General features: G+C 40.3%; 19 protein-coding genes. 3 read left to right on the top strand and 16 right to left on the bottom strand.

The genetic code is table 11. From position 1 onward, the window contains the following. Window positions 1-34 precede the first annotated feature (34 nt). Window positions 35-1,330, bottom strand: coding sequence for a T9SS type A sorting domain-containing protein (locus FN809_RS06355; protein ID WP_142532653.1), 1,296 nt, complete (start codon window positions 1,328-1,330; stop codon window positions 35-37). A gap of 645 nt (window positions 1,331-1,975) precedes the next feature. On the opposite strand from FN809_RS06355, the gene FN809_RS06350 reads away from it, so the two are divergent. Both FN809_RS06350 and FN809_RS06345 read left to right on the top strand, forming a co-directional pair. Continuing rightward, window positions 1,976-4,174 (top strand): B12-binding domain-containing radical SAM protein, encoded by a 2,199-nt coding sequence (locus FN809_RS06350; RefSeq protein ID WP_142532652.1) that lies wholly within the window; start codon window positions 1,976-1,978, stop codon window positions 4,172-4,174. Window positions 4,175-4,409: 235 nt separating this feature from the next. Further along, window positions 4,410-6,320, top strand: a complete 1,911-nt coding sequence (locus tag FN809_RS06345; RefSeq protein WP_142532651.1) for a beta-N-acetylhexosaminidase — start codon at window positions 4,410-4,412, stop codon at window positions 6,318-6,320. A gap of 164 nt (window positions 6,321-6,484) precedes the next feature. On the opposite strand, the gene FN809_RS06340 is transcribed toward FN809_RS06345, so the two are convergent. The 10 genes from FN809_RS06340 to FN809_RS06295 form a co-directional block, all read right to left on the bottom strand. After that, complete coding sequence (locus tag FN809_RS06340) at window positions 6,485-6,847, bottom strand: hypothetical protein (RefSeq protein WP_142532650.1); 363 nt, start codon at window positions 6,845-6,847, stop codon at window positions 6,485-6,487. A gap of 139 nt (window positions 6,848-6,986) precedes the next feature. Further along, complete coding sequence (locus tag FN809_RS06335) at window positions 6,987-7,331, bottom strand: hypothetical protein (RefSeq protein ID WP_142532649.1); 345 nt, start codon at window positions 7,329-7,331, stop codon at window positions 6,987-6,989. Window positions 7,332-7,720: 389 nt separating this feature from the next. Continuing rightward, window positions 7,721-9,358 (bottom strand): tetratricopeptide repeat protein, encoded by a 1,638-nt coding sequence (locus FN809_RS06330; protein ID WP_142532648.1) that lies wholly within the window; start codon window positions 9,356-9,358, stop codon window positions 7,721-7,723. 52 nt (window positions 9,359-9,410) lie between these two features. After that, window positions 9,411-11,141, bottom strand: coding sequence for an alanine/glycine:cation symporter family protein (locus tag FN809_RS06325; RefSeq protein WP_142532647.1), 1,731 nt, complete (start codon window positions 11,139-11,141; stop codon window positions 9,411-9,413). A 620-nt stretch (window positions 11,142-11,761) separates the two neighbouring features. Beyond that, on the bottom strand, window positions 11,762-13,891 hold the full coding sequence (locus tag FN809_RS06320; protein ID WP_142532646.1) for a Tex family protein: 2,130 nt from the start codon (window positions 13,889-13,891) through the stop codon (window positions 11,762-11,764). A gap of 235 nt (window positions 13,892-14,126) precedes the next feature. Beyond that, window positions 14,127-15,377, bottom strand: coding sequence for a DEAD/DEAH box helicase (locus FN809_RS06315; protein WP_142532645.1), 1,251 nt, complete (start codon window positions 15,375-15,377; stop codon window positions 14,127-14,129). A 39-nt stretch (window positions 15,378-15,416) separates the two neighbouring features. Continuing rightward, window positions 15,417-16,601: a class I SAM-dependent rRNA methyltransferase gene (locus tag FN809_RS06310; RefSeq protein WP_142532644.1), complete on the bottom strand. Its 1,185-nt coding sequence runs from the start codon at window positions 16,599-16,601 to the stop codon at window positions 15,417-15,419. A gap of 45 nt (window positions 16,602-16,646) precedes the next feature. Beyond that, a complete protein-coding gene (locus FN809_RS06305) occupies window positions 16,647-17,285 on the bottom strand; it encodes a 3'-5' exonuclease (RefSeq protein WP_142532643.1) in 639 nt (212 codons plus the stop codon). Continuing rightward, window positions 17,285-17,911, bottom strand: a complete 627-nt coding sequence (locus FN809_RS06300) for a DUF5063 domain-containing protein (protein ID WP_142532642.1) — start codon at window positions 17,909-17,911, stop codon at window positions 17,285-17,287. The genes FN809_RS06305 and FN809_RS06300 overlap by 1 nt, the downstream gene beginning before the upstream one ends. A gap of 123 nt (window positions 17,912-18,034) precedes the next feature. Further along, the gene (locus tag FN809_RS06295) at window positions 18,035-19,942 is read right to left on the bottom strand and encodes a RecQ family ATP-dependent DNA helicase (protein ID WP_142532641.1); all 1,908 of its coding nucleotides are present in this window, start codon (window positions 19,940-19,942) and stop codon (window positions 18,035-18,037) included. A 136-nt stretch (window positions 19,943-20,078) separates the two neighbouring features. Between FN809_RS06295 and FN809_RS06290 the strand changes: the two genes are divergently transcribed. Next, window positions 20,079-20,993: a glutaminase gene (locus FN809_RS06290; protein ID WP_142532640.1), complete on the top strand. Its 915-nt coding sequence runs from the start codon at window positions 20,079-20,081 to the stop codon at window positions 20,991-20,993. Window positions 20,994-21,231: 238 nt separating this feature from the next. Here the strand turns inward: FN809_RS06290 and groL are convergent, their stop codons facing one another. The 5 genes from groL to FN809_RS06265 all read right to left on the bottom strand — a co-directional run bounded on the left by groL (window position 21,232) and on the right by FN809_RS06265 (window position 25,237). Next, entirely contained in the window at window positions 21,232-22,872 is a 1,641-nt protein-coding gene (gene groL / locus FN809_RS06285; protein WP_142532639.1) for a chaperonin GroEL, read from the bottom strand. 27 nt (window positions 22,873-22,899) lie between these two features. After that, window positions 22,900-23,178 (bottom strand): co-chaperone GroES, encoded by a 279-nt coding sequence (locus FN809_RS06280; RefSeq protein WP_142532638.1) that lies wholly within the window; start codon window positions 23,176-23,178, stop codon window positions 22,900-22,902. Between the two features lie 254 nt (window positions 23,179-23,432). After that, on the bottom strand, window positions 23,433-23,774 hold the full coding sequence (secG, locus tag FN809_RS06275) for a preprotein translocase subunit SecG (protein ID WP_142532637.1): 342 nt from the start codon (window positions 23,772-23,774) through the stop codon (window positions 23,433-23,435). Between the two features lie 22 nt (window positions 23,775-23,796). Then, window positions 23,797-24,732, bottom strand: coding sequence for a tetratricopeptide repeat protein (locus FN809_RS06270; protein ID WP_142532636.1), 936 nt, complete (start codon window positions 24,730-24,732; stop codon window positions 23,797-23,799). Between the two features lie 4 nt (window positions 24,733-24,736). Continuing rightward, window positions 24,737-25,237 (bottom strand): LptE family protein, encoded by a 501-nt coding sequence (locus tag FN809_RS06265; RefSeq protein ID WP_142532635.1) that lies wholly within the window; start codon window positions 25,235-25,237, stop codon window positions 24,737-24,739. Between the last annotated feature and the right edge of the window lie 206 nt (window positions 25,238-25,443).

The raw sequence follows: 25,443 nt of genomic DNA, 5'->3' as shown, positions 1-25,443 counted from the left end.
GCTTCATTCAAAATATGTGCTTGTGTCAGCGTATTTATTTTTTCAAGAACTTCACCACTTTTTTCGAAACCAAATCTTCCAGTACAATTTGATATATACCTTTACTTAAGTCGGACAAATCGTAACTTACTTCTTTTCCACCGGGCAAGCGGAACATTTTTACCGCGGCTCCCGTAACGCTCATTACCGATATGTTAACCATTTCAGATTCAAAACCACGCAGATCTATTGTTACGGGTCCGAACGAAGGATTTGGGTAAACTCCTATAGAAGCATTCTCCATTTCGGGTAAGCTCGTTGAGTAATTGCCCGATTTTAAGTTCCACGCATATGGTTCCAGTTGAAAAATATTGTCCCATTTAATATAGTAAGCCTTGTTGGCTTTTGCATTCAGCACAAGTTCCGATTGTAAACCCGAGGCGTCATCGCTAAAGGCAATTCTTTCCGAACCACAACCCTCATAAATCTCTAAATAGGTATCCTGATTGGTTAAACCTACTGAAGAGATGGTAACATCACCATCCTCAAAAGCGATAAAGCGATACCACTTATCTGTTCCGGAATCATGGTCAATAGGTGCTTCATTTAGATTGTATACTTCAATAGGATCGGAACAACGCTCTCCCGTCTGCCAATCGCTTTCGGTGATAAGCCAATTGACAGTAGAATTTGATCCGGAATTAAATAGTGCCACTAAATAGCTTTCACCGGCAACTCCCTCAATAGCTACTTTTGCGGGATTCCAGTTATCATCATTATTCAATGAGGTGGTATAGTTGCAATTATCAAATACTGCCACCTTACAATCAGGACCGGCCTCAATTGTTATTTTTCCTGTACGGCTGGCCGTAAATTCGTACCATCTGTATTGGTTTGTGGGTATGCTGGTATTTGAGCTACCCGCCTCAACGGTTATGGCTGAAGTACAAAATTCGCCTTGCTCTATGGGTGCTTCGGTCAGGAACCACTCGAAGTTGCGGTTGGTATATTTAGCTCTCCAACATATTTGGTAGCTTAAGCCGGATATTACTTCAAAGCTTACTTCCGATTGTTTTTCGCAAAAATCGTTGCTAAATGTAAAAGCCTCCACGTTGCAGCCATCAAAAACCTCTACGTAAGTGTCGGCGGTGGTTTGTCCGCAGGACGAAACTGTTACCTTACCTGTTGAAGTAGCTGTATACGAAAACCATTGGTCGCCCAATGAGTTGTCAGCAATATTGATTCCTTGTTGAGCATTAACTGCCTGGTTACATGATTGCCCTCCCTGGGCCCATGAAGTTTGTATCGCCAGTCCCCAAACTAGTAGCGAACATAAAGTGAATTTAAACATATCTAAATCTGTGTTGTGTTGTTGTATGTTGTTGTGTTATTAAAATATTAATCTTTCGTTGTATGCATATCAGGGCACGATATGGCTGCGGTGATGCTTCCTTAATTTTCCCCAAAATTAATTTTTCATCCTAGTCCCAACCTCGTTGGCTCGTAATCATTCCTCATTATAAATTCTTTCATCACGTAAAATCATACATTCACAATTTATAAGTATGCATCTGTCAACTTCTAACGAATGCATTCTTAAAAAGTTACAATTGCAATAAATTTCTTTTAAATTTGTACACTGTGAGGCGTAACCATTTCTTACCAATCTGTTCCTTATCAAGCGCTTGACACTTTAATGTTTTTTCAAAAAAGCAACAGACAAAATTCCCATAAAATAGTTGTGAAACACTGCAAGTCAAACTAACATAATACATTGTATTTAATGAAGTTAGTAAACTTTTAGCAGTTGTTAAATGTGAAGTAGGCGGTGCAAAAGTAAAAAACATTTTCTATTGCGTACCCCCTTACTGCTCACAATAGACGATATTAACTATTTTTAATTGTTTGCGGCCATTTATTAACACTTCGGGGTAAAGCATCAAATGCGAAGCCAACAATTTTTATACTTTTGTACAAAAACAAAAAATTGCAACATTTGAAATCCAAAGTTCTGCTGATTACACCACCATTTACACAGCTTAACACGCCCTATCCGGCAACACCTTACTTAAAAGGATATCTGAACACGCAACACATATCTTCGTTTCAATTGGATTTAGGGCTTGATGTAATCTTAACTATTTTTTCGTCCAAAGGGTTGAAACAAATATTTAAAATTGACCCTGAAATACTATCCAACGCATCTGAAAACAGCCAACGTATTTATGCTCTGCGGCATGAATATATCAATCTTATCGACGATTTGATATTATTTTTACAAGGAAGCAACGATATGCTTGCCCATCGAATATGCTCCGATTGGTTTTTACCACGCGCCTCGCGTTTTGACCAACTGGAAGATTTAGAATGGAACTTTGGTAACATGGGTATACGCGATAAGGCCAGACACCTAACCACCTTATTACTGGAAGATATATCCGATTTTATTGTAGAGTGCATCGACCCGCATTTCGGTTTCAGTCGCTACGCAGAACGGCTCAGCTCCTCGGCTTTAATTTTCGACAATATATATAACGCTCTACTCACCGACGAATCGCTAATCGTACAATTTCAGTTAGCGATATTAGAGGATTATCTCAATCGCGAAAAGCCCGATATGATTGCACTTTCGATACCATTCCCCGGTAATTTATTTTCAGCTTTAAAGTGTGGACAATATATAAAAAAATACCATCCCCACATTACCGTATGCTTTGGCGGTGGATATGCCAATACAGAGTTGCGTTCGTTGTGTGATCCAAGAATTTTTGAATTTGTAGATTATATCACCCTCGACGATGGCGAAATCCCCCTATTGAACCTGATAGAATACTTAGAAGGCGAAAGACCTCGTGAACAACTAAAAAGAACTTTTGCCTGCATCGAGAAACAAGTAAGGTATCTAAACGGATCTCAAAGCAAAGATATTTCGTTCAGGGATCCCATTTGCCCGGATTACACCGACTTAGCAGCGCATCGGTATTTATCTGTTATAGAAATAAGCAACCCCATGCACCGATTGTGGAGCGATGGTTTTTGGAACAAGTTGACCATGGCCCATGGATGTTATTGGGGACGTTGTGCTTTTTGCGATACAAGCCTTGATTATATTTCGCGCTTTGAACCGGCCACCGCCAAATTGCTCTGCAACAAAATGGAAATAATAATAGATGTAACCGGACATACGGGTTTTCACTTTGTAGATGAAGCAGCACCACCTGCATTAATGATAGCCCTCTCAAAAGAAATTTTAAAGCGGAACCTGAATGTTACCTGGTGGGCCAATATACGCTTTGAGAGCAGTTTTACCGCCGATGTTTGCCAATTGCTAAAGAAGTCGGGATGCATAGCTGTTTCAGGCGGTCTCGAAGTAGCATCGGATCGTATATTATCGCTAATTAACAAAGGCGTTAGTGTAGAAAAAGTAGCTAAGGTATGTAAAAACTTTACCGATGCCGGCATTTTGACCCATGCCTATCTTATGTACGGATTTCCCACACAGACAGTCCAGGAAACCATTAATTCGCTGGAAGTAGTGAAACAGCTTTTTGAAAATCAGATTGTACACTCCGGTTTTTGGCATCAATTTGCACTGACCGCCCACAGCCCCGTTGGTAAAAATCCCGACAGGTTTAACGTGAAAATAAAAGATGCAGGCCCACACCCATTTGCCAACAACGATCTGGAGCACAGCGACCCAACAGGAGCGCCCCATTATAAGTTCAGCGATGGCCTGAAAAAATCGTTATATAATTACATGCATGATGTTGGCTTTGACTTACCACTGCAAAGATGGTTCGATTTTAAAATTCCGTCACCACAAATTTCGTATGACTTTATTTATCAATCCCTTCAGGAGCCTGCACATCAAGTACCACTGCCAAATAGTAAACTCGTATGGCTGGAAAACATACCTGAACTCCGATTTTACGACAAAAAAAAGAAAGGGAAAAATACCCAAATGGGCGAACTTACGTTCTACATGAAACAAGGTACAGCTCAACTAAAAATGAAAGCTACACTCGCCATTTGGATCAAAGAATTACTACAAAGGTGTAGTGTTAAGCACTTTACGCAACCTACATTTAACCAGACAAGAGATAGTTTTAAGGAAAACAATCTGGGCGATTTTAATGTATTTTGGCAAAGCTATAACGGGCAAGAGCTTCACCAATTTGGATTATTGAATATCTAAGATAAGCCTATTTTAACGATTCAAGGCTCCCAAATTTCGGGGACAGCCTATGGAATACAATTAATGAATATATTTATTGCGAGATGAAACCAGCCCCTGAAGGGTCGGGGCAAGCTATGAGAGCCTTTTCTCACACCACTTGTCCTGCCTTAGGGAGAAGAATGATTATAATGGCGAGTTCCCCCGATAAAAAATCGGGGCAGGCTATAAGGCAAATGAAATCAAATATAAACCTATGAAAATTACCACATTTTTTTTACTTGCATTTATGCTTCAGCATGCTACAGCGGCTCAGCAGCTTAGGGAGTATTTAATGCCTATGCCACAGCACATGCAGATTACAGAAGGGCACCTGAACCATTATCACAAGACCGCATTTGCAAGCGATCAATTTATACGTACCGTTGAACAGATAATCCCTTTCAATATAAAGGGCACTGTAAAAGATTATTATTCGCCGCTTTTTACCAATTCATTTAAACTGGCCCTTGATCCTAAATTAAAACGCGCTCAGGAATATAAATTAACTATAGATTCATGTTCCATCACCATTAAAGGCAACAATGAAGCTGCCTTATTTTACGGCAAGCAAACGCTACAACAAATTATCAAATACAGCAAAGATACGGGTCGTCCTATCCCTTGCTTAACCATTAGCGATTGGCCTGATTTTGAGCGAAGAGGATACATGTTGGACATCAGCAGGGACAAAGTACCCAGCATGGAAACGCTTTATAGCATAATCGATTTTCTGGCTTTTTTTAAGATTAATGAATTTCAATTATATACCGAGCATACTTTCGCCTATAAAAACCACGCCACGGTATGGAAAGGGGCAAGCCCAATTACCGCCGAAGAGATTAAATTGTTAGATGCCTTCTGCAAAAGCAGGTTTATCGATCTTGTGCCAAATCAAAATTCTTTTGGTCACATGGAAAATTGGTTAAAGCACGATGAATACCTCCATTTGGCGGAGTGTCCTACAGATTGCAAAACAATATGGGGCCAACGTAGCCGGCATAGTTTAAACCCGCTTAACCCTAAGTCGTTGGAACTCATGCAAGAGCTATATGCTGAATTACTGCCCAATTTCAGCAGCACTTATTTTAACATAGGATGTGACGAAACAGTAGAACTTGGCAATGGATTATCGAAAGAAGCATGCAAGGAAAAAGGAAAAGGCACAGTATATCTCGACTTTGTAAAGAAACTAAACACGGAAGCAAACAAACATGGTAAAAAAGCCCAATTTTGGGGCGACATTATACTAAACTATCCCGAACTCATCCCCTCCCTTCCGCAGAACATGACAGCTATGGTATGGGGCTACGAAAGCTATTTCCCGTTTGAAAAACAATTACCCAGATTTAAGCATAGTGGCTTAGACTTTTATGTATGTCCGGGCACGGGGACCTGGCGGTCGCTCATTGGCCGCAACAGGGATGCCTTTGCCAATTTACAGCGTGCCGCACAATACGGCAAGACATATGGAGCCAAAGGTTATCTGAATACAAACTGGGGTGACTGGGGGCATTGGCAACCCTTGTCTGTTTGTTACCCGGCCATGACCGTAGGTGCCGCTTATGCCTGGAACACTACTATTAACCCTACCGAGAACCTAAGCACCGTATTAGATAAATTTGTTTTTAAGGACCCCTCTGGCAAGCTATCGGAAGCCTTATTAAAACTGGGTAACGCATATCTCCTATGCGGTATTCCTGAAGGAAATGCGAATGCTTTTCATTTAATGTTACGACGTTACAAATGGTCGATGAAAGGGCATTACCAAACTAAGATGATAACAAAAGATAAACTGTTAGCTGCCAAGGCAGAAATCAATAAGGCATTAGAACTTTTACAGGCCTCCACTCCTACCTGTTCGGATGCAGCTATAACAGTTGAAGAAATAAGGCATGCAGCAAACCTGGCAAAACATGGTATTAAACTTGGAGTAGCCCGTCTCGAAGCCAAAAAATTGGCCACTAAAAATATCGACTCTCCTACCCGATCAATGCTTTCAGTTGAATTGGAACAAATTGTAAAAAAACATAATGAACTATGGACAAAGCGAAACCGGATAGGCGGGCTTAAAAGTTCCGAACAAAAATTAAACGATTTATTAAATTATTATCAACAACCTCATTAAAATAAAAAAGTCCGTTGTAAAGTTGCGGTTTACAACGGACTTAAATCTTGTTTGGGTTAATCATCTCTCGCTAAACTTACGATTTGGGAATCATCTGTAAAAGATTACGATTGCACCAACTGTACAAGATTAGTATTGTATATATTTTTTAGCTTTTAGTTTTTCTATCTCAACCATCTAAGTGCACCGGAACGGGTAGAAAATACCCTTAAACAAAAACGTTCCGAATCCATCATATTTTGATAAACCATACATATTGCGGTGTACAAAGGATCATCAAGAACGATAGCCACTTTTAACATCTCAAAAGATTCGGTCAATAACTTGTTTGTATTTTTTAACCTCCCCAAATCACTTAAACCGATATTAGTTCTGCACTGTGTTGCATCAATAAGCATCAATTGCTCAGATGGCAGTGATGGTAAACTGTTGATATATTCATGCACATCCAAAATCACATCATCCATTGTGATGAATTTGGTAACTTCAACTTCTACAATACCATCATATACCGAAACACTCACCATAACATTCTCCTTATTAATTCATTGTACAAGTATTAATTTTTATCATCGCTGTACAGATCTGCGCTTTGTTTAATCAACAGAATATCTTTCTATAGTCCATTATTAAGCTCACCTGCAGTACATACCAAAATAATTATAATCAGGCTACAATAACACCCGAGTCCTCATCCTTAATTTTGTTACACATAATTATGATGGGATCCTCACGCTCCACTTTATTACACATGATTATAATGGGATCTTCACGCTCAACCTTATTACACATGATTATGATAGGATCTTCACGCTCAACTTTATTACACATGATTATGATGGGATCCTCACGCTCTACTTTATTACACATAATTATGATGGGATCTTCACGTACAATTTTACTTGCCTCGATAACAACAGGTGCTTTATGCTCCATGGCATTTGATGCAAATGCAAAAACAAATAATATAAATACAGTGAATAATGTGGAAAAAAGATTTGTAGCTTTCATGATAAACGGTTTTTAAAAATTGTTTATCACAAATATCAAGGAAGAGGAAAAAAAAGACGAATTTTAGGCGTGACAAAAGCGTGACAAAAGCTATTCGCCTAATATACTACGACTTATAAAGGCATTGAAAGACAAAAAAAACAACTTACAATTATCATATTAAACACACCGCACAATAAAGTGTCCGTAATCGTACATTTTTATGCAGATAAAAATATATTATTGACTTATTAACCCACCCTATATTGATAAATTTATGCCTTGGGTACACAATGCCGTTTTCACCTGAGCTGGATTGAGAATAACTCTGGAAAAAAATTTTATCAGGCTAAGTAATTTTTGTAAGTGCCGGTGGAAAGTAATTAACTTATCCCTTTTGATTTTTAAAACTATTGTGCCAAATCTGCAAGTAATTTTTCGAGATGTTGTTGCAGATAAATATCCAGATTGCAACTCACGTTTAATTTTGTTCGGATACGTTGTTTCGCTTTTCGTATAGAAGCAGGCTGCACGTTTTGTACTTTTGAGATCACTTCCATTGGTAGTTTAAGACATATCATTACCGCATATCTCACTTCGGTTCTGGTTAATTGCGGAAAGGCTCCGGTTAACAATCCAATTGTCTCCATATAGCAGCTATCAAAATTATCGCTTAAATCCTCTTCGCTCATACCATTCACATTAAGCTCCTTTGTCAACCGCGAAGTGCTGCGTTTTTTACTTTGCGAAGGTGTACTTAGCCTATGTTCCAACAATTGTTTTTCGCCAATTCCTATGAGCAGATTATGGAACTCCTTATTTAATTCCTCAATTTTGGCCTTTTTGTTCTTTTGGTATAAATAAACGTAAATAGCTACTCCAACTAGTATTACAGCTGTAATTAACAGCACAAGATAAAGCATAAACTCACTGGCTTTTTTTTCAATTTTCATCTGAGCCAGTTGCCCTTTCATCAAGCCAACCTTATTATTTATTTCTAATACCTTAGCCATTCGTATTTTTTCAGAGGATGTTGTCTTCTCAACTAAATCGATGTATTTGTGCAAATTTGAATAGGCCTTTTTATAGTCATTTTGTGCCAGGTCTATCTGATGCAAATAATTATATGTGTACAACATCCTGTTGTGCTGGTTGAATTTGGCGTACAGATCGAGTGACATATCGAAGAAGTCATTGGCCGTTTTATATTTTTTTTGCTTAAAATAAAGTACCCCCTTAAACTGATACAAAGCGGGCAAAATCAAATGGCCCACATTGTATTCTTCACTGATTTGAATTGCCTTATCGCAATACAAATGAGCCGAATCGTATTCTTGTTGGGCATGATAACTGCTGGCCACAATCTTATATACATTTACCGCCCGGTTGTACACTTTCTTATCTAAGTACTTATTTGCTATTACATTCAGCTTTCCCGGGGTGTCTGGTTCCATCAGCCTAAAATACTGCTCCATAAAATCGGCATAGAGTTGAACCTCCTCATGCGGACTTTCTTTTAATATCTCAACTCCTTTTATTACCTCTGCTTCATAATCCTCAGATAAAGTCATCATACATCTTGCTACTGCTATATAGGCAAAACCTACCATCCGCTCTTCACTTGTTTCGCTTAGCTTAATTGTTTCGTAATAATTAATTTTCGCTTGTTCGTAAAGTCCCGTGGTTTCGGCAATTCGGCCTAACAAGAACTGACAGCGAGCCAACCATTCTTTATCCTCCTCATCCGTAAAATAAGATATGGCATCCTCCACGTAATAGAGGGAAGAGTCCACTTCCATTTGATTATAAAATAGCTGTGCCCGAATATATTCAATGTGACCTTTATAAGTAAGTTTCTCGGAATTATTGAATGAGTTTATTATCGAATCCAGTTGTAGGCTTGCTTTTTGCGGATAATAAACCGTATTAAAGTCCATTTCGGAGAAAGCATTAAGTACTACCTCATTATCTGACTGTTGACCATAACTTGCAAAAGCTATTGCCGACAGAAACACAAATAGAAACAGATGGATTTTAAAACGACACATAACTTACTTAATATAAATTAATAGTACTATTCATAACATTATACTTGATGAACTATTTCTGTTTATTTCGTTCAAGCAATGGCAATTTTTCATTCGGAAAACGTTTTCCATATTCCACCCAAAACTTCTTAACCTCCATTTTCATTTCCTTGTGTAACGAAAATATACCAATTAAGTTAGGAATACTCATCAGGGCTATGGTGATACCCGAGAAAGTCCAAATTATAGTGGTATCTGTAAATGAAGCAAAGAAGAAAGCAAGCACATATACCAGGCGGTAATACTTTAATCCCTTAATACCCACCAAAAAAATAATTGCCCTTCCACCATAATACGACCAGGTAATAGCGGTAGAAAATGCGAACAGTAGCAAGCCAATGGAAACAATGTATTTTCCGAAATCGCCAAACCAGCTCCGGGTAAATGCCAGGGTAGTTAAAGGCGCACTATGAATAAGCGACTTACCTACAAATCGAATTTTCCCTTCCGCCCTAACAATACCATTATCCACTGTAAGGCTTCCCGAATACAACTGCTGGCCGCTGAATACCTTTACTTGCTCGGCCAGCGATCGGGCGTGAATCAATGATACCTCATCCATTATCTTCCCTTCATTCACCTTTAACTCACCTGTAAAAAGAGGCAAGGTGTTAAGCCTGTTCACATGTTTCCCTAGCTTTGCTTTTTCGATTGAGGATTGATCATTATATATCCCCGTCAGGAATTGCAGGTCGGCTCGTTGAAATTCATTTTGATGCTTTTGCGACCAAACGCCCGATGCCAATAGGGTAATTCCGGTTACCGAACAAATTATAATAGTATCGATAAAAGGTTCAAGGAGCGCCACCAGACCTTCTGAAACCGGCTCGTGTGCTCTGGCCGAGGAGTGTGCTATGGGAGCAGAACCCTGTCCGGCTTCATTGGAAAACAGACCCCTGTTTACTCCTCTATTAAAAGCAAAGGCAATCGAGGCACCTAAAAAACCACCGGTGGCGGCAGTCCCTGTAAATACATCGGCAAAAACGGCAACAAGAGAGGGAATAACATTTTGATAATTATAGAGTATAACAGCGAGTGCACCAATAAAGTATATAACAGCCATGGTGGGCACCAAACGCGAAGTGACCAAGGCAATTCGCTTAATTCCACCAATAATAATGGTCCCCAGTAGTATGGATAAAATGAGGCCGGTAAGGATATGTGGAATTCCAAAAGTAGTGTTTATGGCATTGGCAATACTATTAATTTGAGGTAGGTTTCCGGTACCAAATGAAGACAGTACTGTAGCCACCGCAAAAAGGATGGCCATTATTTTACCCGTTTTAAGCAGCTTACCCGATGGCAACTTAATGTTCAAGCGCCTTTTCATATAGTACATAGGCCCTCCGGATATGGTACCATCCTCGGCCTTTCCACGATATTTATGCGACAGGGTAACCTCTACAAACTTAGTGGTCATACCAATTAATGCGGTTACCAACATCCAAAAGAGAGCCGCCGGCCCACCTAAAAAGATGGCATATGCCACTCCGGCAATATTTCCCGTACCTACGGTGCCAGACAAGGCAGTTGCCAAAGCCTGAAAATGGGAAGTATCGCCCACATCGTCTTCCTTATCAAACTTTCCCCTAACAATTTTAAGGGCGTAACGAAAATACCGAAGCTGAGGAAAACCGAGATAAAGCGTAAAAAAAAGACCTACACCTAATAATAAATAAACAAACCACGCACTGCTACCAATATAAGAATCAATCAGTAACAGCATATCATTGAACTTCTGCATAGGAACTTTTTCGTATCTCTTTTGAGTGAATAACTACAAATATAGAAAAATAATCCTCCAATGGAAGAATCCGGATCTTCCACGAACAGAAAAAACTTCAGCTATCTTATCATGCAGGCAGCACGGACAATACCCTCTTAGCAAGCACCTTAAACCTTTTTTATTTAACTTCGCTCCGATGCGTTACTTTCAGGCTTTCCGAACCAGTTTTTGGACGCATTAGGTATCAGTTGAACTTTCAAAGACTATGTAAGCTGAACGCGTCGACCTGTTCGGACAGGTTTATAAACAAGCAGCATCTGCCATTTTTTAACAGATTGTAATCTCCCTCATATGCGGGAGACCGTATGGCTCTATGAAGAAAGACCCGCCTTAACAGCAAGGCTTAAAAACCAGTCCTTCCACTGCCTCAACTCGTGCTGCCACAATAGCTTTAGGGTAGTTGGTTAAATCAGCACCTTTTCCCTATTAAAAGGAGGTAAGCCGTTGCAAAAGTCATACTTATTAAAAACAATTCCCAGCTCTTACAAATGGGTTATTCATCATCAAAAAAAAGATCCCCAAGCTATGCCCCAATAGCTCATAAAGCTAAACACCATTTTATCCTGTCTACTTGAACCTTAGTCCACTTCTTTCATCGATAATTGTATTCTCTTACGCGTTTTGTCAATATCCAGTACTTTTACTTTTACATGCTGATGGAGGCTTACCACTTCATTGGGATCACTAATAAATTTATTGGCAAGATGAGAGATGTGTACCAGGCCATCCTGTTTTACTCCCACATCCACAAAAGCCCCAAAATTAGTGATATTAGTGACTATACCGGGCAATACCATTCCTTGATGCAAATCTTCAATAGCTCGTACATTCCGATCAAATTCGAACACTTTAATATGCTGACGAGGATCGCGACCGGGCTTTTCTAATTCGCTTATGATATCTTTTAGGGTGGGCAGCCCTACCTGATCCGTGAGGTAAGCATCCAACTTTATCTTTGACTTAATATGCGGATCTGCAATTAGGTCTATTACTTTGCAGGCATTGTCGCTGGCCATTTTTTCGACGATAGGATACGATTCCGGATGCACCGCAGAATTGTCTAAAGGATTAGCCGCACCGGTAATGCGCAAAAATCCGGCAGCTTGTTCATAGGCCTTGGCTCCCAAACGGGTAACTTTTTTTAATTCGTTACGCGAACTAAAGGCACCGTTTGCCGCACGATATTCAACAATATTTTTTGCCAATTGAGGACCAAGCCCAGAAACATAGGTAAGTAAGTGCCGACTGGCTGTGTTTAAATCAACACCCACCTTGTTAACGCAGGATTCCACCACTTGATCCAATGACGATTTTAGTTTACCCTGATCTACATCATGTTGGTACTGCCCTACACCAATGGATTTTGGGTCTATCTTTACCAGCTCAGCCAATGGATCTATCAATCGGCGACCAATACTTACGGCACCCCGCACCGTTACGTCGTACTCGGGAAACTCATCGCGCGCCACCTTGCTGGCAGAGTATACAGAGGCACCATCCTCGCTAACCACAAACACTTGAATATCGGCATTGTATTTTAAGTTTCGGATAAATGATTCCGTTTCGCGCGAGGCGGTTCCGTTACCTATGGCTACCGCTTCAATTTTATAGGCATCCACCAGGGAGGATATTTTTTTGGCAGCCTGTTTTGTTTCGCGCTGGGGCGGATGCGGATAGATATTTTCGTTGTGCAGCAGGTTGCCCTGTGCATCCAAACAAACCACCTTGCACCCCGATTTAAAACCCGGATCGATAGCCAGCACCCTTTTTTGTCCTAAGGGCGACGACAATAAGAGCTGACGCAGGTTATTGGCAAAAACCTGAATAGCATCAGCGTCCGCTTTTTCCTTGGATAAATTAGCATATTCAGTTTCGATAGCAGGTTTTAGCAAGCGCTTAAAAGCATCTTTGGCAGCCAACTCTACCTGTTCCGATGCTTCTGTGTTTCCTTTTACAAAGTAGCGTCTCAAACGATCCAATACTTGTTCTTCGTCGGGCGAAATATTCACTTTAAGTATACCTTCTTTTTCTCCTCTCCGCATAGCCAACAAACGATGGCTGGGGCATTTTTTCAACAACTCGCTAAAGTCAAAATAATCTTTATACTTTACCCCGTCTTCCTCTTTACCCTTTATCAATACGGCGCTAACAACAGCACCTCTATCAAAGGCCGAACGCACAATATCCCGTGCCACTGCATTTTCGTTAACCCACTCAGCAATAATGTCGCGGGCACCCTGGAGCGCTTCATCCGTATCACGCACCTGATCGTTCACAAACTGTGCAGCTTTAGAATGCACATCACGTTCGTATTGCTTCATCAGCACTTTAGCCAATGGTTCCAGGCCTTTTTCGCGGGCTTTTACCGCACGCGTTACACGTTTGGGCTTATAAGGTAAATAGATATCCTCAATTTCGTTGGCATTAAACGAATCCTTAATTTTCTTCTCCAATTCAGCTGTCAGCACCCCCTGTTCATCCATCGATTTTAATATCGCTTCTTTTCGTTTCTGGATTTCCAACAACTTTTCGTAGCGTTCCTTAATCAAAGCCACATTCACCTCGTCCATAGTTCCGGTACGCTCCTTTCGGTAACGGCTGATAAAGGGCACGGTAGCTCCTTCGTTTAAAAGCTCAATGGTATTATTAACATGATTGAGTTGCAGTTGCAGCTCATCGGAAATGATTTGATGTATTTGAGAAGACATAATTAAAAAATCTGACTATTTAAGCAAGAGACTATCTAAGCAGCTTTTGGCAAGCACAAATTGTTGCGCAATATACTTCTAATTAAGCCACGAAATTCACAAATTTCGCGAACTTAGTTTTGCATTTCCTTAAAACTAAAGCCGTGCTATACGATAAACATTGCCTTTCCAATATTTGCCACATGGCTATCGGGTTTCCCGGGAATAAAAAAAAATGAGGTAGGTAATTGGCAGGCTATTTTCTCTTACCCCCTCCTTTTTTGTATTTCGGCTTTTTGTCGCCTTTGCCTTTTCCGCCACCTTTTTTCCTGCTTCCAACCTTGCCCCTTTTGCCTTTAGGGTCGTATTTTGGGGCATCATCAAAATGGGCCGGCAGCGGTACTTTGTAAATCTCGGTTTGGATAAGCTCTTCAATTTTACTAAAATCATATTGCTTATCCTCCGTTATAAAAGTGATGCCTACGCCTTGTGTTTGGGCACGGGCAGTACGTCCAATACGATGTACATAATCCTCGGCATCATTGGGAACGTCGAAATTAATGACCAAATCTATTTTTTCGATATCAATACCACGAGCCACAATATCAGTGGCCACCAAAATTTGTACGTTCCGGTTTTTGAACTCGCGTAACACTTCTATACGCTCGCTTTGGTCCAAATCAGAGTGGATACCGCGTGCATTAAATTTATTCTTCCTTAAGGCCTTCACAATATCGTTAACCTTACTTTTTCGTGACGAAAACACAAGGATGCTAGGCAAGTCCTTATCCCTGAGCAGCTCCACTGTAAGGTCTATTTTTTGATACTCGTGTACCAAGTAGGCTGCTTGCAATATACCTTCGGCAGGTTTTGAAATGGCTATATTAATTTCGTGCGGCTTATTCAGCAAATTTTTAGCCAGTTCCCTTATTTTAGGTGGCATGGTAGCCGAAAACAACAAGCCCTGACGGGCGGTTTTGGGGAGATAACTTTCTATCATCATAATATCCTCATGGAACCCCATGTCGAGCATCCTGTCGGCCTCATCCAGGATAAGATATTTAACCTTTGCAAAATCGACATAACCCATGGTTAGGTGTTGAATCATGCGACCCGGAGTAGCCACGATGATGTCGGCACCTTTGGTGAGGCCATTCTTTTGCTGATCCCATAATCCCTTGTCGTTACCACCAAACACCGACACGGATGTTACGTTAAGAAAATAGCTAAAACCTTCTACTTGTTGATCTATCTGCAAAGCCAATTCGCGCGTTGGAACTAATATCAAAGCTGTAGTTCCGGTATTGCGCTCTCTTACAATGCGATCTAATATGGGCAGCAGGTACGCTGCTGTTTTACCTGTTCCCGTTTGAGCACAAGCGATTAAATCGGTACCATTTTTTATTACAGGTATAGCCATTTCCTGAACCGGCGTAGCCTGCTCAAATCGCATGGCATCTAATCCATCGAGGACTTCCTGCGTAAAATCAAATTCGTTAAATTTCATACATTTTATTTCTGTAATTATCTATGGCCTTGCAATAGCTTACTCTACGTACAACACCAGTCCTTTAAGGTATTCTCCTTCGGGATGATAAATATTAACCGGATGATCGGCTGGCTGGGTCAATTGGTTTAAAATGCGCACCTTGCGACCCGATCGTGCAGCAGCTGAGAAAACTGTTTTTCTAAACGCATCCTTACTTACCACTTGCGAGCAGGAGAAGGTAAACACAATGCCTCCGGGTTTAATTTGCTCAAAGGCTTTTGCATTCAATTTCTTGTATCCTTGCAAGGCATTATTGAGCACGTTGTGATGTTTGGCAAATGCCGGAGGATCCAGAACAATCAGGTCGTATCGGTCTTTGATATCGTCCAGGTATTTAAAGGCATCGGCCGTAATGGCCTCGTGCCTGGGATCGCCCGGAAAGTTCATTTCTACGTTTTCCCTGGTTAAATCCATTGCTCTTTCCGAACTATCCACAGAGTGTACAACACTTGCACCCCCACGCATGGCATAGAATGAAAAACCTCCGGTGTAGCAAAACATATTAAGTACCGACCTGTTTTTGCTGTACTTTTCGAGTAAAGCCCTGTTTTCGCGTTGATCGACAAAGAAGCCTGTTTTCTGTCCTTTTTCCCAATCCACTTTAAATTGAAGCCCATTTTCGACGGCTGTGCGTGCAACAGATTTGCCAAAGGAATATCCGTTTTGGGGTTCTACCGGAGCTTTAAAAGGTAAAGTAGCTTCTGATTTATTATAGATGGCTTTTAAATCATTACCAAACAAGTCTTTAAGAACAGAGTCTATCGTATCTTTTATCAAAAACATACCCACCGAGTGCATTTGTACCACTGCGGTATCTCCGTACATATCAATAATAAGACCCGGCATATTATCGCCTTCGGCATGTACCAACCGATACGCATTGGTATTGGGATCGTCAATAAGACCGAGTGTTTTACGCAAGCGATAAGCCACATGTATTTTTTCATACCAAAATTGATCATTTATCTCCACTTGCTTAAACGATAGGATACGGATAGCAATGGAACCGATTTGGTAATGCCCCAAGCCTAAAAAGGTATCTTTATTATCGAACACCTCCACTACATCACCTTCGGCCGGGTTACCGTATATTTTTTTTATAGCTCCACTAAATACCCAAGGATGAAATCGAAGCAAAGACTGGTCTTTCCCTGATTTAAGAACAACTTTTACGTATGACATTTATTTAATGCGTTAATATTTATGAATAGTTCAGCTTACTTTTTGCTATGCTTTTGCCTCGTTGTCAGTTTCAACGTCAACTACCCTATTTTGATCGAGGGCATCGAGTTTTTTAAATATTTTTAAAGCTACCCACGAATCGGTGGCGGCATAAACCATTTGTGCTTCGCTTAGCTCATCCGCTTCCCAATTAGATAAGCGCTGGCGTTTAGAGACACGTATTTCCAATAATATTCCTGCTAATTTTTTTAATGAAAAATCCTTCAATCCTTTATCTAAGGCCATCGTTTGCAATTCTACGAAGCCAGCGGGTGTAAAATCTTTTATTTTTTGCAAACCTCTGATATCGTCGCGTATTCCCACACCCACTTTTTTTACATTTGGGTTACTAAGCAATTGAAGCAATTGACCGGAAAGCCCGGTTTTATTGGTTCTTATTAAAAAGGTAGATTTTTTTGTACTCAGTTGAATGAGCGAAATTAAGTTAGTTTGTCCTTTTTTAAACGAAGGACGTGTTTCGGTATCAAAACCCAATACCTTTTCACCGTTAATTTCCTCTATTACTTTGGATATACCCTGTTCGTCTTCCACAACCACAATTTCGCCGGTATAATGTTTTAAGGGCAAATCACTAAGTGCTTCTTTCGATATCTTATTATTTATCCAATTACTTTCTTTTTCCATTAATTGTCTTCTTCATTCCATTGGTCCTGAAACTTATTGAACCAACTGTTATTTTTCTCACCTACCTCATTTTCGTGCCCTTCAAAGTCAACATCTTCATCCAAATTGTTATCACCATATAAAACATTGTGGCAGGCTCGCAGCACATTAACTAATTTTTGTCCCCAGTAAAGCTCAAAGGCATCCACCAGTTCAAACAGGGCATCGTTCATTATTTCGTTAATGCCAATTCTATATGCAAATAAAAAGTCTTTCACATCCTGATAAATATCGGTAAGATTTTCAGAAATACTTGAAGCCACCTCTTTTTGGTCTAAATCGTTATTAGGGACAAACACCTCTAAAAAGTCATCGTACCGTCCTATTTTGATCATTAGCGCATGTTGTATTCTGAGGTAATCCTCTTCGTACACCGTTTTTTCTATGCTTTCGTCCAGCACAGGTTCTGTTTTGGGTAACACGGAAGCTTTAATATACAGCAGCGGTAAAATGCGCGTTGCCACCGAAAAAAAATCTCTTGTACTGAGCTTTTCTACCGATTCGAGCTGATTACAGAACTCATTTGCTACGGTTACAAACTCCAATACATTTTTTGAATATACAATATGGTCTAATTTCTTCTCCATTACTTTTTATTATGTGCAAAATTAACAAATTAAACTGAAAATATATGGTATTGAGTGTAATAGTAAATACAGATTGGACAGCCAACCGATTTTACATAGCTGTTGAGTGCTTCACTTAACATTTTATTTACATTGCCACATCCCGTCATCAAGCGGATAAATAATTTGGTTATCAGCCAACCAATTAAATATATCCAACCATTTACTTTCCGGAAGATTCAGCGCACTTTCTATTTGAATGAAAGCGGTAGGGGTAGATAGTGTCTTTTTTAGCAGGGCTTCTATTTCATCGGCCTGTTTATTGCTCAATCCACGTTTCTTTTTTTCGATGCACACATCGCATTGCCCACAGTCATGCTTATTTTTTTGCCCAAAATAATGCAACAGAAAACAGCTACGACAAACGTGCGTATATTCGGCGTACTCTATCACAGACTGTACTCTTTCTTCGTATTGTTTTTTGCGGTCGCGATACACCTCGTGCGGTAATTTCATGTAACGCAACTCTTCGCGAGACCGTATAAATTGAATCAAAGGTGTTTTTTTGTGAGGGATATAATGGATTATTTTAAGATGATTGAGTTTGTTGAGATATTGATAAATCAAATCGACGGACACATTGGCTCGTTGCGCAAGGAGTTGTTCATTTATGAGCACATACTCGGTAAAAAAGCCGGTATAAGAGCGCAATAAAAGCTTAATAAAAGAGTCGAACTGTTTGTTTTTAACCTGAAAGTTATACAACTCCACTTTTTGCACCATAAAATGTGCCCTTGAAGGCAGGTTGGCCTCTTCGCTGTATTCGATGTAACCGGCTCGCTGCAATATTTTAAGACTATTAAACACAGTGAGTAGGTTAAAATGATATGCCTTACAAAATTGCACCATATTAAAATCGTGCACACTATCTTCGCCATGCCCTGCGGCTAACTGAAAAAAATTACCGAGTGCATTATAAACCCTAAAAACAACCTCCTTTTCTGGAAAGGAAACCTTTACATTCTTTTTTAGCCGGATTTTATCGGCAGGTGCCCATAGCAGCACAGCATAGGCTTTTTTACCGTCTCTACCTGCCCTGCCCGCCTCCTGAAAATAAGCCTCAATACTATCAGGAGCATCTATGTGAACCACCAAACGTACATTGGGTTTATCGATGCCCATACCAAAAGCATTGGTACACACCATTACCTGTACTTGATCACTCATCCATTCCTTTTGCTTTATATCCTTTGATTTATAGGCAAGTCCGGCATGATAATAATGGGCAGAAATACCATTTTCGATTAAACGCTCGGCATATTCCTTGGTTTTTTTACGATTACGTACAAACACCACCGTACAGCCCTTAACGGACTTAATAATTTTTATTAATTGATTTAATTTATCATCGGTTTGGCGTACTATGTAGGCGAGGTTTTCGCGCTCAAAACTTTTTTGGAACAGGTTTTTTTTCTCAAAAAGCAGCCGCTCCTGTATATCGTTGGCTACTTGTGGCGTAGCTGTTGCCGTTAAGGCCAGCATGGGAACACCCGGCAACTCTTTACGTAGCTCTGCAATTTTCAGATAGGACGGCCGAAAATCGTAACCCCATTGGCTGATACAATGTGCCTCGTCAACCACTATCATACTCACCTTAAAGTGTACCAGTTTTTCTAAAAACAATGGACTCGACAAACGTTCCGGCGAGAGGTACAGGAATTTATAATCGCCAAAAATACAATTATCGTAGGCTGTATTAATCTCTTCACGGGTAAGCCCCGAATAAACAGCCATGGCCTTTATATTCTTTTGGCGCAAGTTAAGCACCTGATCTTTCATCAAAGCCACCAATGGCGTAACCACCAGGCAAATACCTTCCATAGCCAGCGCCGGAACCTGAAAAGTAATAGACTTGCCTCCTCCCGTGGGCATTAAACCCAGGGTATCTTTTCCGGATCCGATTGACTGAATAATTTGATCCTGTAACGAACGAAATTCATCGAAGCCCCAGTATTTTTTTAATATGTGCAGGTACTTTTTCAAATGTGCCATGTTTGAGTGGGTGAAGATAAGGAAATATGACCTGTATTCTATAAAAAAATTCTGCGTGAAATTTTAGCGCCATCCACCTCCAAAAGTCATTTTTTTTGTATTCGATGTTTATTTATTTGCTAAACAAAAATACGCTATGCCCTATCAACAAATCATCAACGATATTTATCATCAAATTAAATCTGGAGGCAATATTGGCCTGGCCGCTTCCTATATTCCCGAACTGGACAGGGTAGACGACGAAAGGTTTGGTGTTCATTTAATTACATGCGACCGCCAGGAGTTTGGCACGGGCGACAGGTATGTTAAATTTTCTATACAGAGTATCGCCAAAGTGCTCTCTTTGTGCCTTGCATACAAACTATTGGGTGCAAAAGTATGGGAGCGTGTAGGCGTTGAACCCTCCGGCTCGTCTTTTAACTCGCTCATTCAATTAGAATACGACAATGGCATTCCGCGAAATCCCTTTATCAACGGCGGCGCATTAGTGGTTGCAGATATGCTGGTAAGTGCCTTTAAAGAACCTGAAAAGGAATTCCTTCAATTTATTCACGATATCAACGGGAACACAGCCATCAATTACAACAAATCCATCGCCGAATCAGAAAAAGCAGTAGGCTACAGGAACATTGCCATTTGTAATTTTATAAAATCGTATAATAACATTTACAATTCGCCACAAAGGGTGCTCGATTTTTATTTTACTATGTGTTCGCTCCAAATGACCTGTCAGGAGCTCGCCCAAAGCTTTTTATTTTTTGCTGATGATAACTTCCGCAACGTCCATGGCCAACAAATTGTAAATCTGAGTCAGGCCAAACGCATGAATGCCTTAATGCAAACTTGTGGCTTTTATGATGAATCGGGGGAGTTTTCATTTACTGTTGGATTACCCGGCAAGAGTGGTGTTGGCGGCGGCATCATCACTATTTTCCCCGATAAATACAGCATTGCAGTTTGGAGCCCTAAACTAAACACAAAGGGTAACTCATATAGGGGCATAAAGTTTTTGGAGTTATTTACAACACGCACAGAATCATCCATATTTTAGCCCATCTATTCCATGTATAAATTTTACTTACGGTAATACCAATAATTTTAATTCACACACAAAAGCCGATACGATTTTTATCGTATCGGCTTGAATGTAATCTCCAGACCACTTAAAACTAAATTCTAAATAGTCTCCTGCATAATGCCGATTTTTTTACATTAGCGCCAAGCCCTTCCTTCTATCGGGGCTTTTACTTAACTATCGGCATAACAGCAGATATAAATTTATGTTTTTTTTACATCATACCGGGCATTCCTCCGCCCATTCCACCACCCATTGGTGGCGCCACAGGCTCATCCTCGGCAGCATCAACAATAACACACTCTGTTGTCAGGAACATTCCGGCAATAGAAGCTGCGTTCTCCAGTGCAATACGGGTTACTTTAGCTGGATCTATAACACCTGACGAAAAGAAATTCTGGTATTCGTCTACACGAGCATTGTAACCATAGTCGTCTTTTCCTTCTTTCACTTTTTGTACAATAACAGCACCCTCTTTACCTGCATTGGTAACAATCTGACGCAATGGCTCCTCAATAGCTCTTTTCACTATCTCAATACCTGTAGATTCGTCATCTGTTTCACCTTTTAATCCCTCTAATGCTTGTATGGCACGAATAAATGCGACACCACCACCCGGAACGATACCTTCCTCAACGGCAGCGCGTGTTGCACTTAAAGCATCATCCACACGGTCTTTTTTCTCTTTCATCTCCATTTCGGAGGCCGCACCCACGTACAATACAGCCACACCGCCTGCCAACTTGGCCAAACGCTCTTGTAGTTTTTCTTTATCGTAATCGGAGGTAGTATTAGCAATTTGCGCTTTTATTTGATCTGTTCTTTCGCTGATTACTTCTTTTCCGCCGGCACCGTTAACAACAGTTGTATTTTCTTTGTCTATCGATACTTTTTCGGCTTCCCCTAACATTTCGAGTGTTGCCTGCTCAAGCGACAAACCAACCTCTTCGGTAATTAAAGTACCATTGGTAAGAATAGCTATATCCTGTAACATCTCTTTTCTTCTGTCGCCAAACCCGGGAGCTTTAACCGCCGCCACTTTTAACGATCCGCGCAAACGGTTTACCACAAGCGTAGCCAGAGCTTCCCCGTCAATATCCTCCGCAATAATCAATAAAGGACGGCCTGTTTGGGCGGTAGCTTCCAATACGGGCAACAGATCCTTCATGGTAGAAATCTTTTTATCGTGGATAAGGATGTAAGGATTCTCCAATTCGGCCTCCATTTTCTCGGTATTGGTCACAAAATAAGGAGAGATATAGCCTCTGTCGAACTGCATACCTTCCACCACTTCAACCGTTGTTTCTATACCTTTAGCTTCTTCCACGGTAATCACACCTTCCTGACCAACTTTCTCCATGGCTTCTGCAATCAACCTGCCAATTTCGGCATCGTTGTTGGCAGACACCTTGGCTACCTGCTCAATTTTTTCTAAGTGGTCGCCAATTTCCTTAGATTGTGCGGTAATACTTTCTTTAACCGCCTTAACTGCTTTATCGATACCTGCTTTAAGCTCCATTGGGTTAGCGCCTGCAGTAACGTTTTTTAATCCAACGTTAACGATTGATTGCGCCAAAACAGTTGCCGTGGTAGTACCGTCACCTGCATTGTCGGCAGTTTTTGAGGCTACTTCCTTCACCATTTGCGCACCCATATTGGAGTAAGGATCCTTTAGTTCAATTTCTTTGGCCACGCTAACACCATCTTTGGTAATTGCCGGTGCGCCAAATTTTTTATCGATGATCACATTTCTACCCTTAGGGCCCAAGGTAATTTTTACCGCATTTGCCAGTTCGTCGATCCCTTGCTTTAAAAGGTCGCGGGCTTCAATATCAAATTTAATTTCTTTAGCCATTTTTTTAAGCTTTATCTTGTTAGTTGATTACTTTATAAATAATACGTCTGATTGAGAAATCAACAGATAATCCTGTCCGTCGATACTCAATTCTGTTCCTGCATATTTTCCGTAAAGAACAAGGTCGCCGACGGCAACTTCCATTTTCTCATCTTTTTTTTCTGCACCTACTAAAATTACTTCTCCCTGAAGTGGCTTTTCTTTAGCTGAATCGGGGATAATGATTCCACTTGCGGTTTTGGTTTCAGCAGCTTGTGGCTTTACCAGAACTTTACCGGCAAGTACTTTTCCTTTTACTTGTGACATATTTAAAATGATTTAAAAGTTAAACAATCGAATTTTAATTGCTGCGATGGGAGTTTTCACAAACTGTGCCAATTGCAAAATGAGCCTTTTTTTCCGTTTCGTACTGACAATTTTGCACAACACTGACAAAGCAAGTGACAAAAGTAGATGCCTTGTCACAACTGGCAGAATCTGCCTTCTGAGAAATACAGGCAAAAAAAAGTGCCGATATATTAAATATACCGACACTTTAATATTTTTAAAGTTCTTACCACCTATTCTTCTTCACCAGCATCTTCTATTGGAGTTGAAGATGGGAAGCTAGGCAATTCGCTTTGCGGTTGAGCAATTTGATTCAGCTTTTCATCTAAATCAGCATCTCCGGCAGCACCCGGCTTTTCAAGTACCATCACCGCCACCAGTGATAACACCAACAATCCACCAGCCAAATACCATGTTGCTTTTCCTAAAAAATCCGTTGTTTTGCGAACACCCATTATTTGGTTTGATGAAGAGAAGTTAGAAGCCAGGCCTCCTCCTTTTGAATCCTGAACTAACACAATGAGTATTAATGCGATACTTACGATGATTACCAGTACAGATATAACTGAATACATATCTTTTTGTTATTTTAAAATATTAATTTTCTTTTAACTCCGTAATTTGACGTGCAAAGTAAACACTTTTTTCAGGATATTTCAAGCGTAACTTTTCAAAAATTGCGATTGCTTTACTTTTATTTCCCTGTTTGATATATATTTTAGCCATTGTTTCGGACAAAATCTCTTCCTGCGGGCTTACACTCTTATGCCCCAGGTCCTTTTCTTTTACCTTGGCATCGGGTTGGGGAAGTATTTCTGGTTTGGCATTTAAAAAGTTGTCTATTAAATCCATTCCTTTTTTCGGCTGCTGCGTGTTATCTTCTTTTTGCTTTGGTGCAGAATAATGCATAATATGAAGCCAATCGGAGAATGAACGATTTTCCTCAGGATCCACTTCCAAATCACTTACTTTGGGCAAAGTATAACCCCTTGAGGATGTTATTTCGTAATCTAACAAATCGGCTGCCGGAAACAGCACATCCTCGCTGTCCTTTGGAGTCTTTAGCTCAGATGTAGGGTTGAAGGAGAAACGATAGGAAGAGCCATCCTCATCTGTAAATTCTTCGGAGGCATTTAAATAGTTATCAGACGCAGTTCGCGGCCATACAGCTTCACTATCCCTACTGTTTTGGTTTGTGCCCGCAGTTTTGGTTTGTTGCTTTTGTTGTTGTCCTGCATCCCCTGTATCTTGCTCGTTAGATACATCCACATTGCCTTGGCTTAACCTAGCACCCGCTTTGGTAACATTATTAATAAGTTGATAAAGCTTTGCGCGGTCGGCAATATAAGCAGCCCCCATTTTGAGCTCACTATTGTACTTAATGCTGTGTAACTTATGCAAGTTTTTAAGCCATAACATTCGGCCTATCTGAAAAAAAGGATACTCTTCTACAATTTCCCTTATCCCGCTTAGCGTACTATCATTAAGCCGATCCGGATTTTTCAATATCTTAATAAAGTGTTTTTTATTCATTATTCTACCAATCCGAAAAAGCCTTGTTAAAAATATCTTCTGTCAACTGCTCAATAATAAGGGTAGTCAGTTCTGCCTCTATATCGTTAATGTTTTGTTCGCTCGGATAATCTTCGTAAGCACTAAATTGCGATTCCCAATTATCCTTTGGGTTTTTAAAATTCCTATACCTCACTTTTACCGATACCGTCAGACGTGTTTCGGCCGATAGCGCATCCGCCTGAATAGCCATTGGTCGAATACTGTATCCGGTAATCTCACCCGAAAAATCGACGTCACCATTTTCAGCTTCCAAAACTAATCTCGATTCACGGGTTACCCTGTCTTTTAATGCTTCAGTAAAGCTCTGGCTCAGTGTGGGATTTATAAGGGGTGCTCTGTTTTCGAAATATTGTACGGTAAAAGTATTCAGGTTGTCGGGTACCGAGGAACCTTTCAAAGTAAAACGAACCGAACAAGCCGTTAGTCCTGCAATCAGGATTAGGCCAAGCAGTATTTGTTTCATAAAATTATCTATTTTTCAACAAGCTATTATCATTATAAATTAACTATCTGCATTTCCCCGTAAAAACCCAATTCAATATCATAGAATCTACTCTGCCCGGACCCCGGCCGGCCCTCACGGCATTTAGCTCTGAATCATCTGTTATACGAAGTGATTACAGCCCAAGCTGAATACGCCGAAAGCAAATAGTAACACAGCTTTACCGA

Source organism: Saccharicrinis carchari, assembly GCF_900182605.1.
GTDB lineage: Bacteria > Bacteroidota > Bacteroidia > Bacteroidales > Marinilabiliaceae > Saccharicrinis > Saccharicrinis carchari.
This window is presented reverse-complemented; position numbering and strand designations above follow the sequence as displayed.

Coding starts and splice junctions, on each gene's coding strand:
- FN809_RS06355 (WP_142532653.1), bottom strand. CDS start 1,330: ATGTTTAAATTCACTTTATGTTCGCTACTAGTTTGGGGACTGGCGATA.
- FN809_RS06345 (WP_142532651.1), top strand. CDS start 4,410: ATGAAAATTACCACATTTTTTTTACTTGCATTTATGCTTCAGCATGCT.
- FN809_RS06340 (WP_142532650.1), bottom strand. CDS start 6,847: ATGGTGAGTGTTTCGGTATATGATGGTATTGTAGAAGTTGAAGTTACC.
- FN809_RS06335 (WP_142532649.1), bottom strand. CDS start 7,331: ATGAAAGCTACAAATCTTTTTTCCACATTATTCACTGTATTTATATTA.
- FN809_RS06330 (WP_142532648.1), bottom strand. CDS start 9,358: ATGTGTCGTTTTAAAATCCATCTGTTTCTATTTGTGTTTCTGTCGGCA.
- FN809_RS06325 (WP_142532647.1), bottom strand. CDS start 11,141: ATGCAGAAGTTCAATGATATGCTGTTACTGATTGATTCTTATATTGGT.
- FN809_RS06320 (WP_142532646.1), bottom strand. CDS start 13,891: ATGTCTTCTCAAATACATCAAATCATTTCCGATGAGCTGCAACTGCAA.
- FN809_RS06315 (WP_142532645.1), bottom strand. CDS start 15,377: ATGAAATTTAACGAATTTGATTTTACGCAGGAAGTCCTCGATGGATTA.
- FN809_RS06310 (WP_142532644.1), bottom strand. CDS start 16,601: ATGTCATACGTAAAAGTTGTTCTTAAATCAGGGAAAGACCAGTCTTTG.
- FN809_RS06305 (WP_142532643.1), bottom strand. CDS start 17,285: ATGGAAAAAGAAAGTAATTGGATAAATAATAAGATATCGAAAGAAGCA.
- FN809_RS06300 (WP_142532642.1), bottom strand. CDS start 17,911: ATGGAGAAGAAATTAGACCATATTGTATATTCAAAAAATGTATTGGAG.
- FN809_RS06295 (WP_142532641.1), bottom strand. CDS start 19,942: ATGGCACATTTGAAAAAGTACCTGCACATATTAAAAAAATACTGGGGC.
- FN809_RS06290 (WP_142532640.1), top strand. CDS start 20,079: ATGCCCTATCAACAAATCATCAACGATATTTATCATCAAATTAAATCT.
- groL (WP_142532639.1), bottom strand. CDS start 22,872: ATGGCTAAAGAAATTAAATTTGATATTGAAGCCCGCGACCTTTTAAAG.
- FN809_RS06280 (WP_142532638.1), bottom strand. CDS start 23,178: ATGTCACAAGTAAAAGGAAAAGTACTTGCCGGTAAAGTTCTGGTAAAG.
- secG (WP_142532637.1), bottom strand. CDS start 23,774: ATGTATTCAGTTATATCTGTACTGGTAATCATCGTAAGTATCGCATTA.
- FN809_RS06270 (WP_142532636.1), bottom strand. CDS start 24,732: ATGAATAAAAAACACTTTATTAAGATATTGAAAAATCCGGATCGGCTT.
- FN809_RS06265 (WP_142532635.1), bottom strand. CDS start 25,237: ATGAAACAAATACTGCTTGGCCTAATCCTGATTGCAGGACTAACGGCT.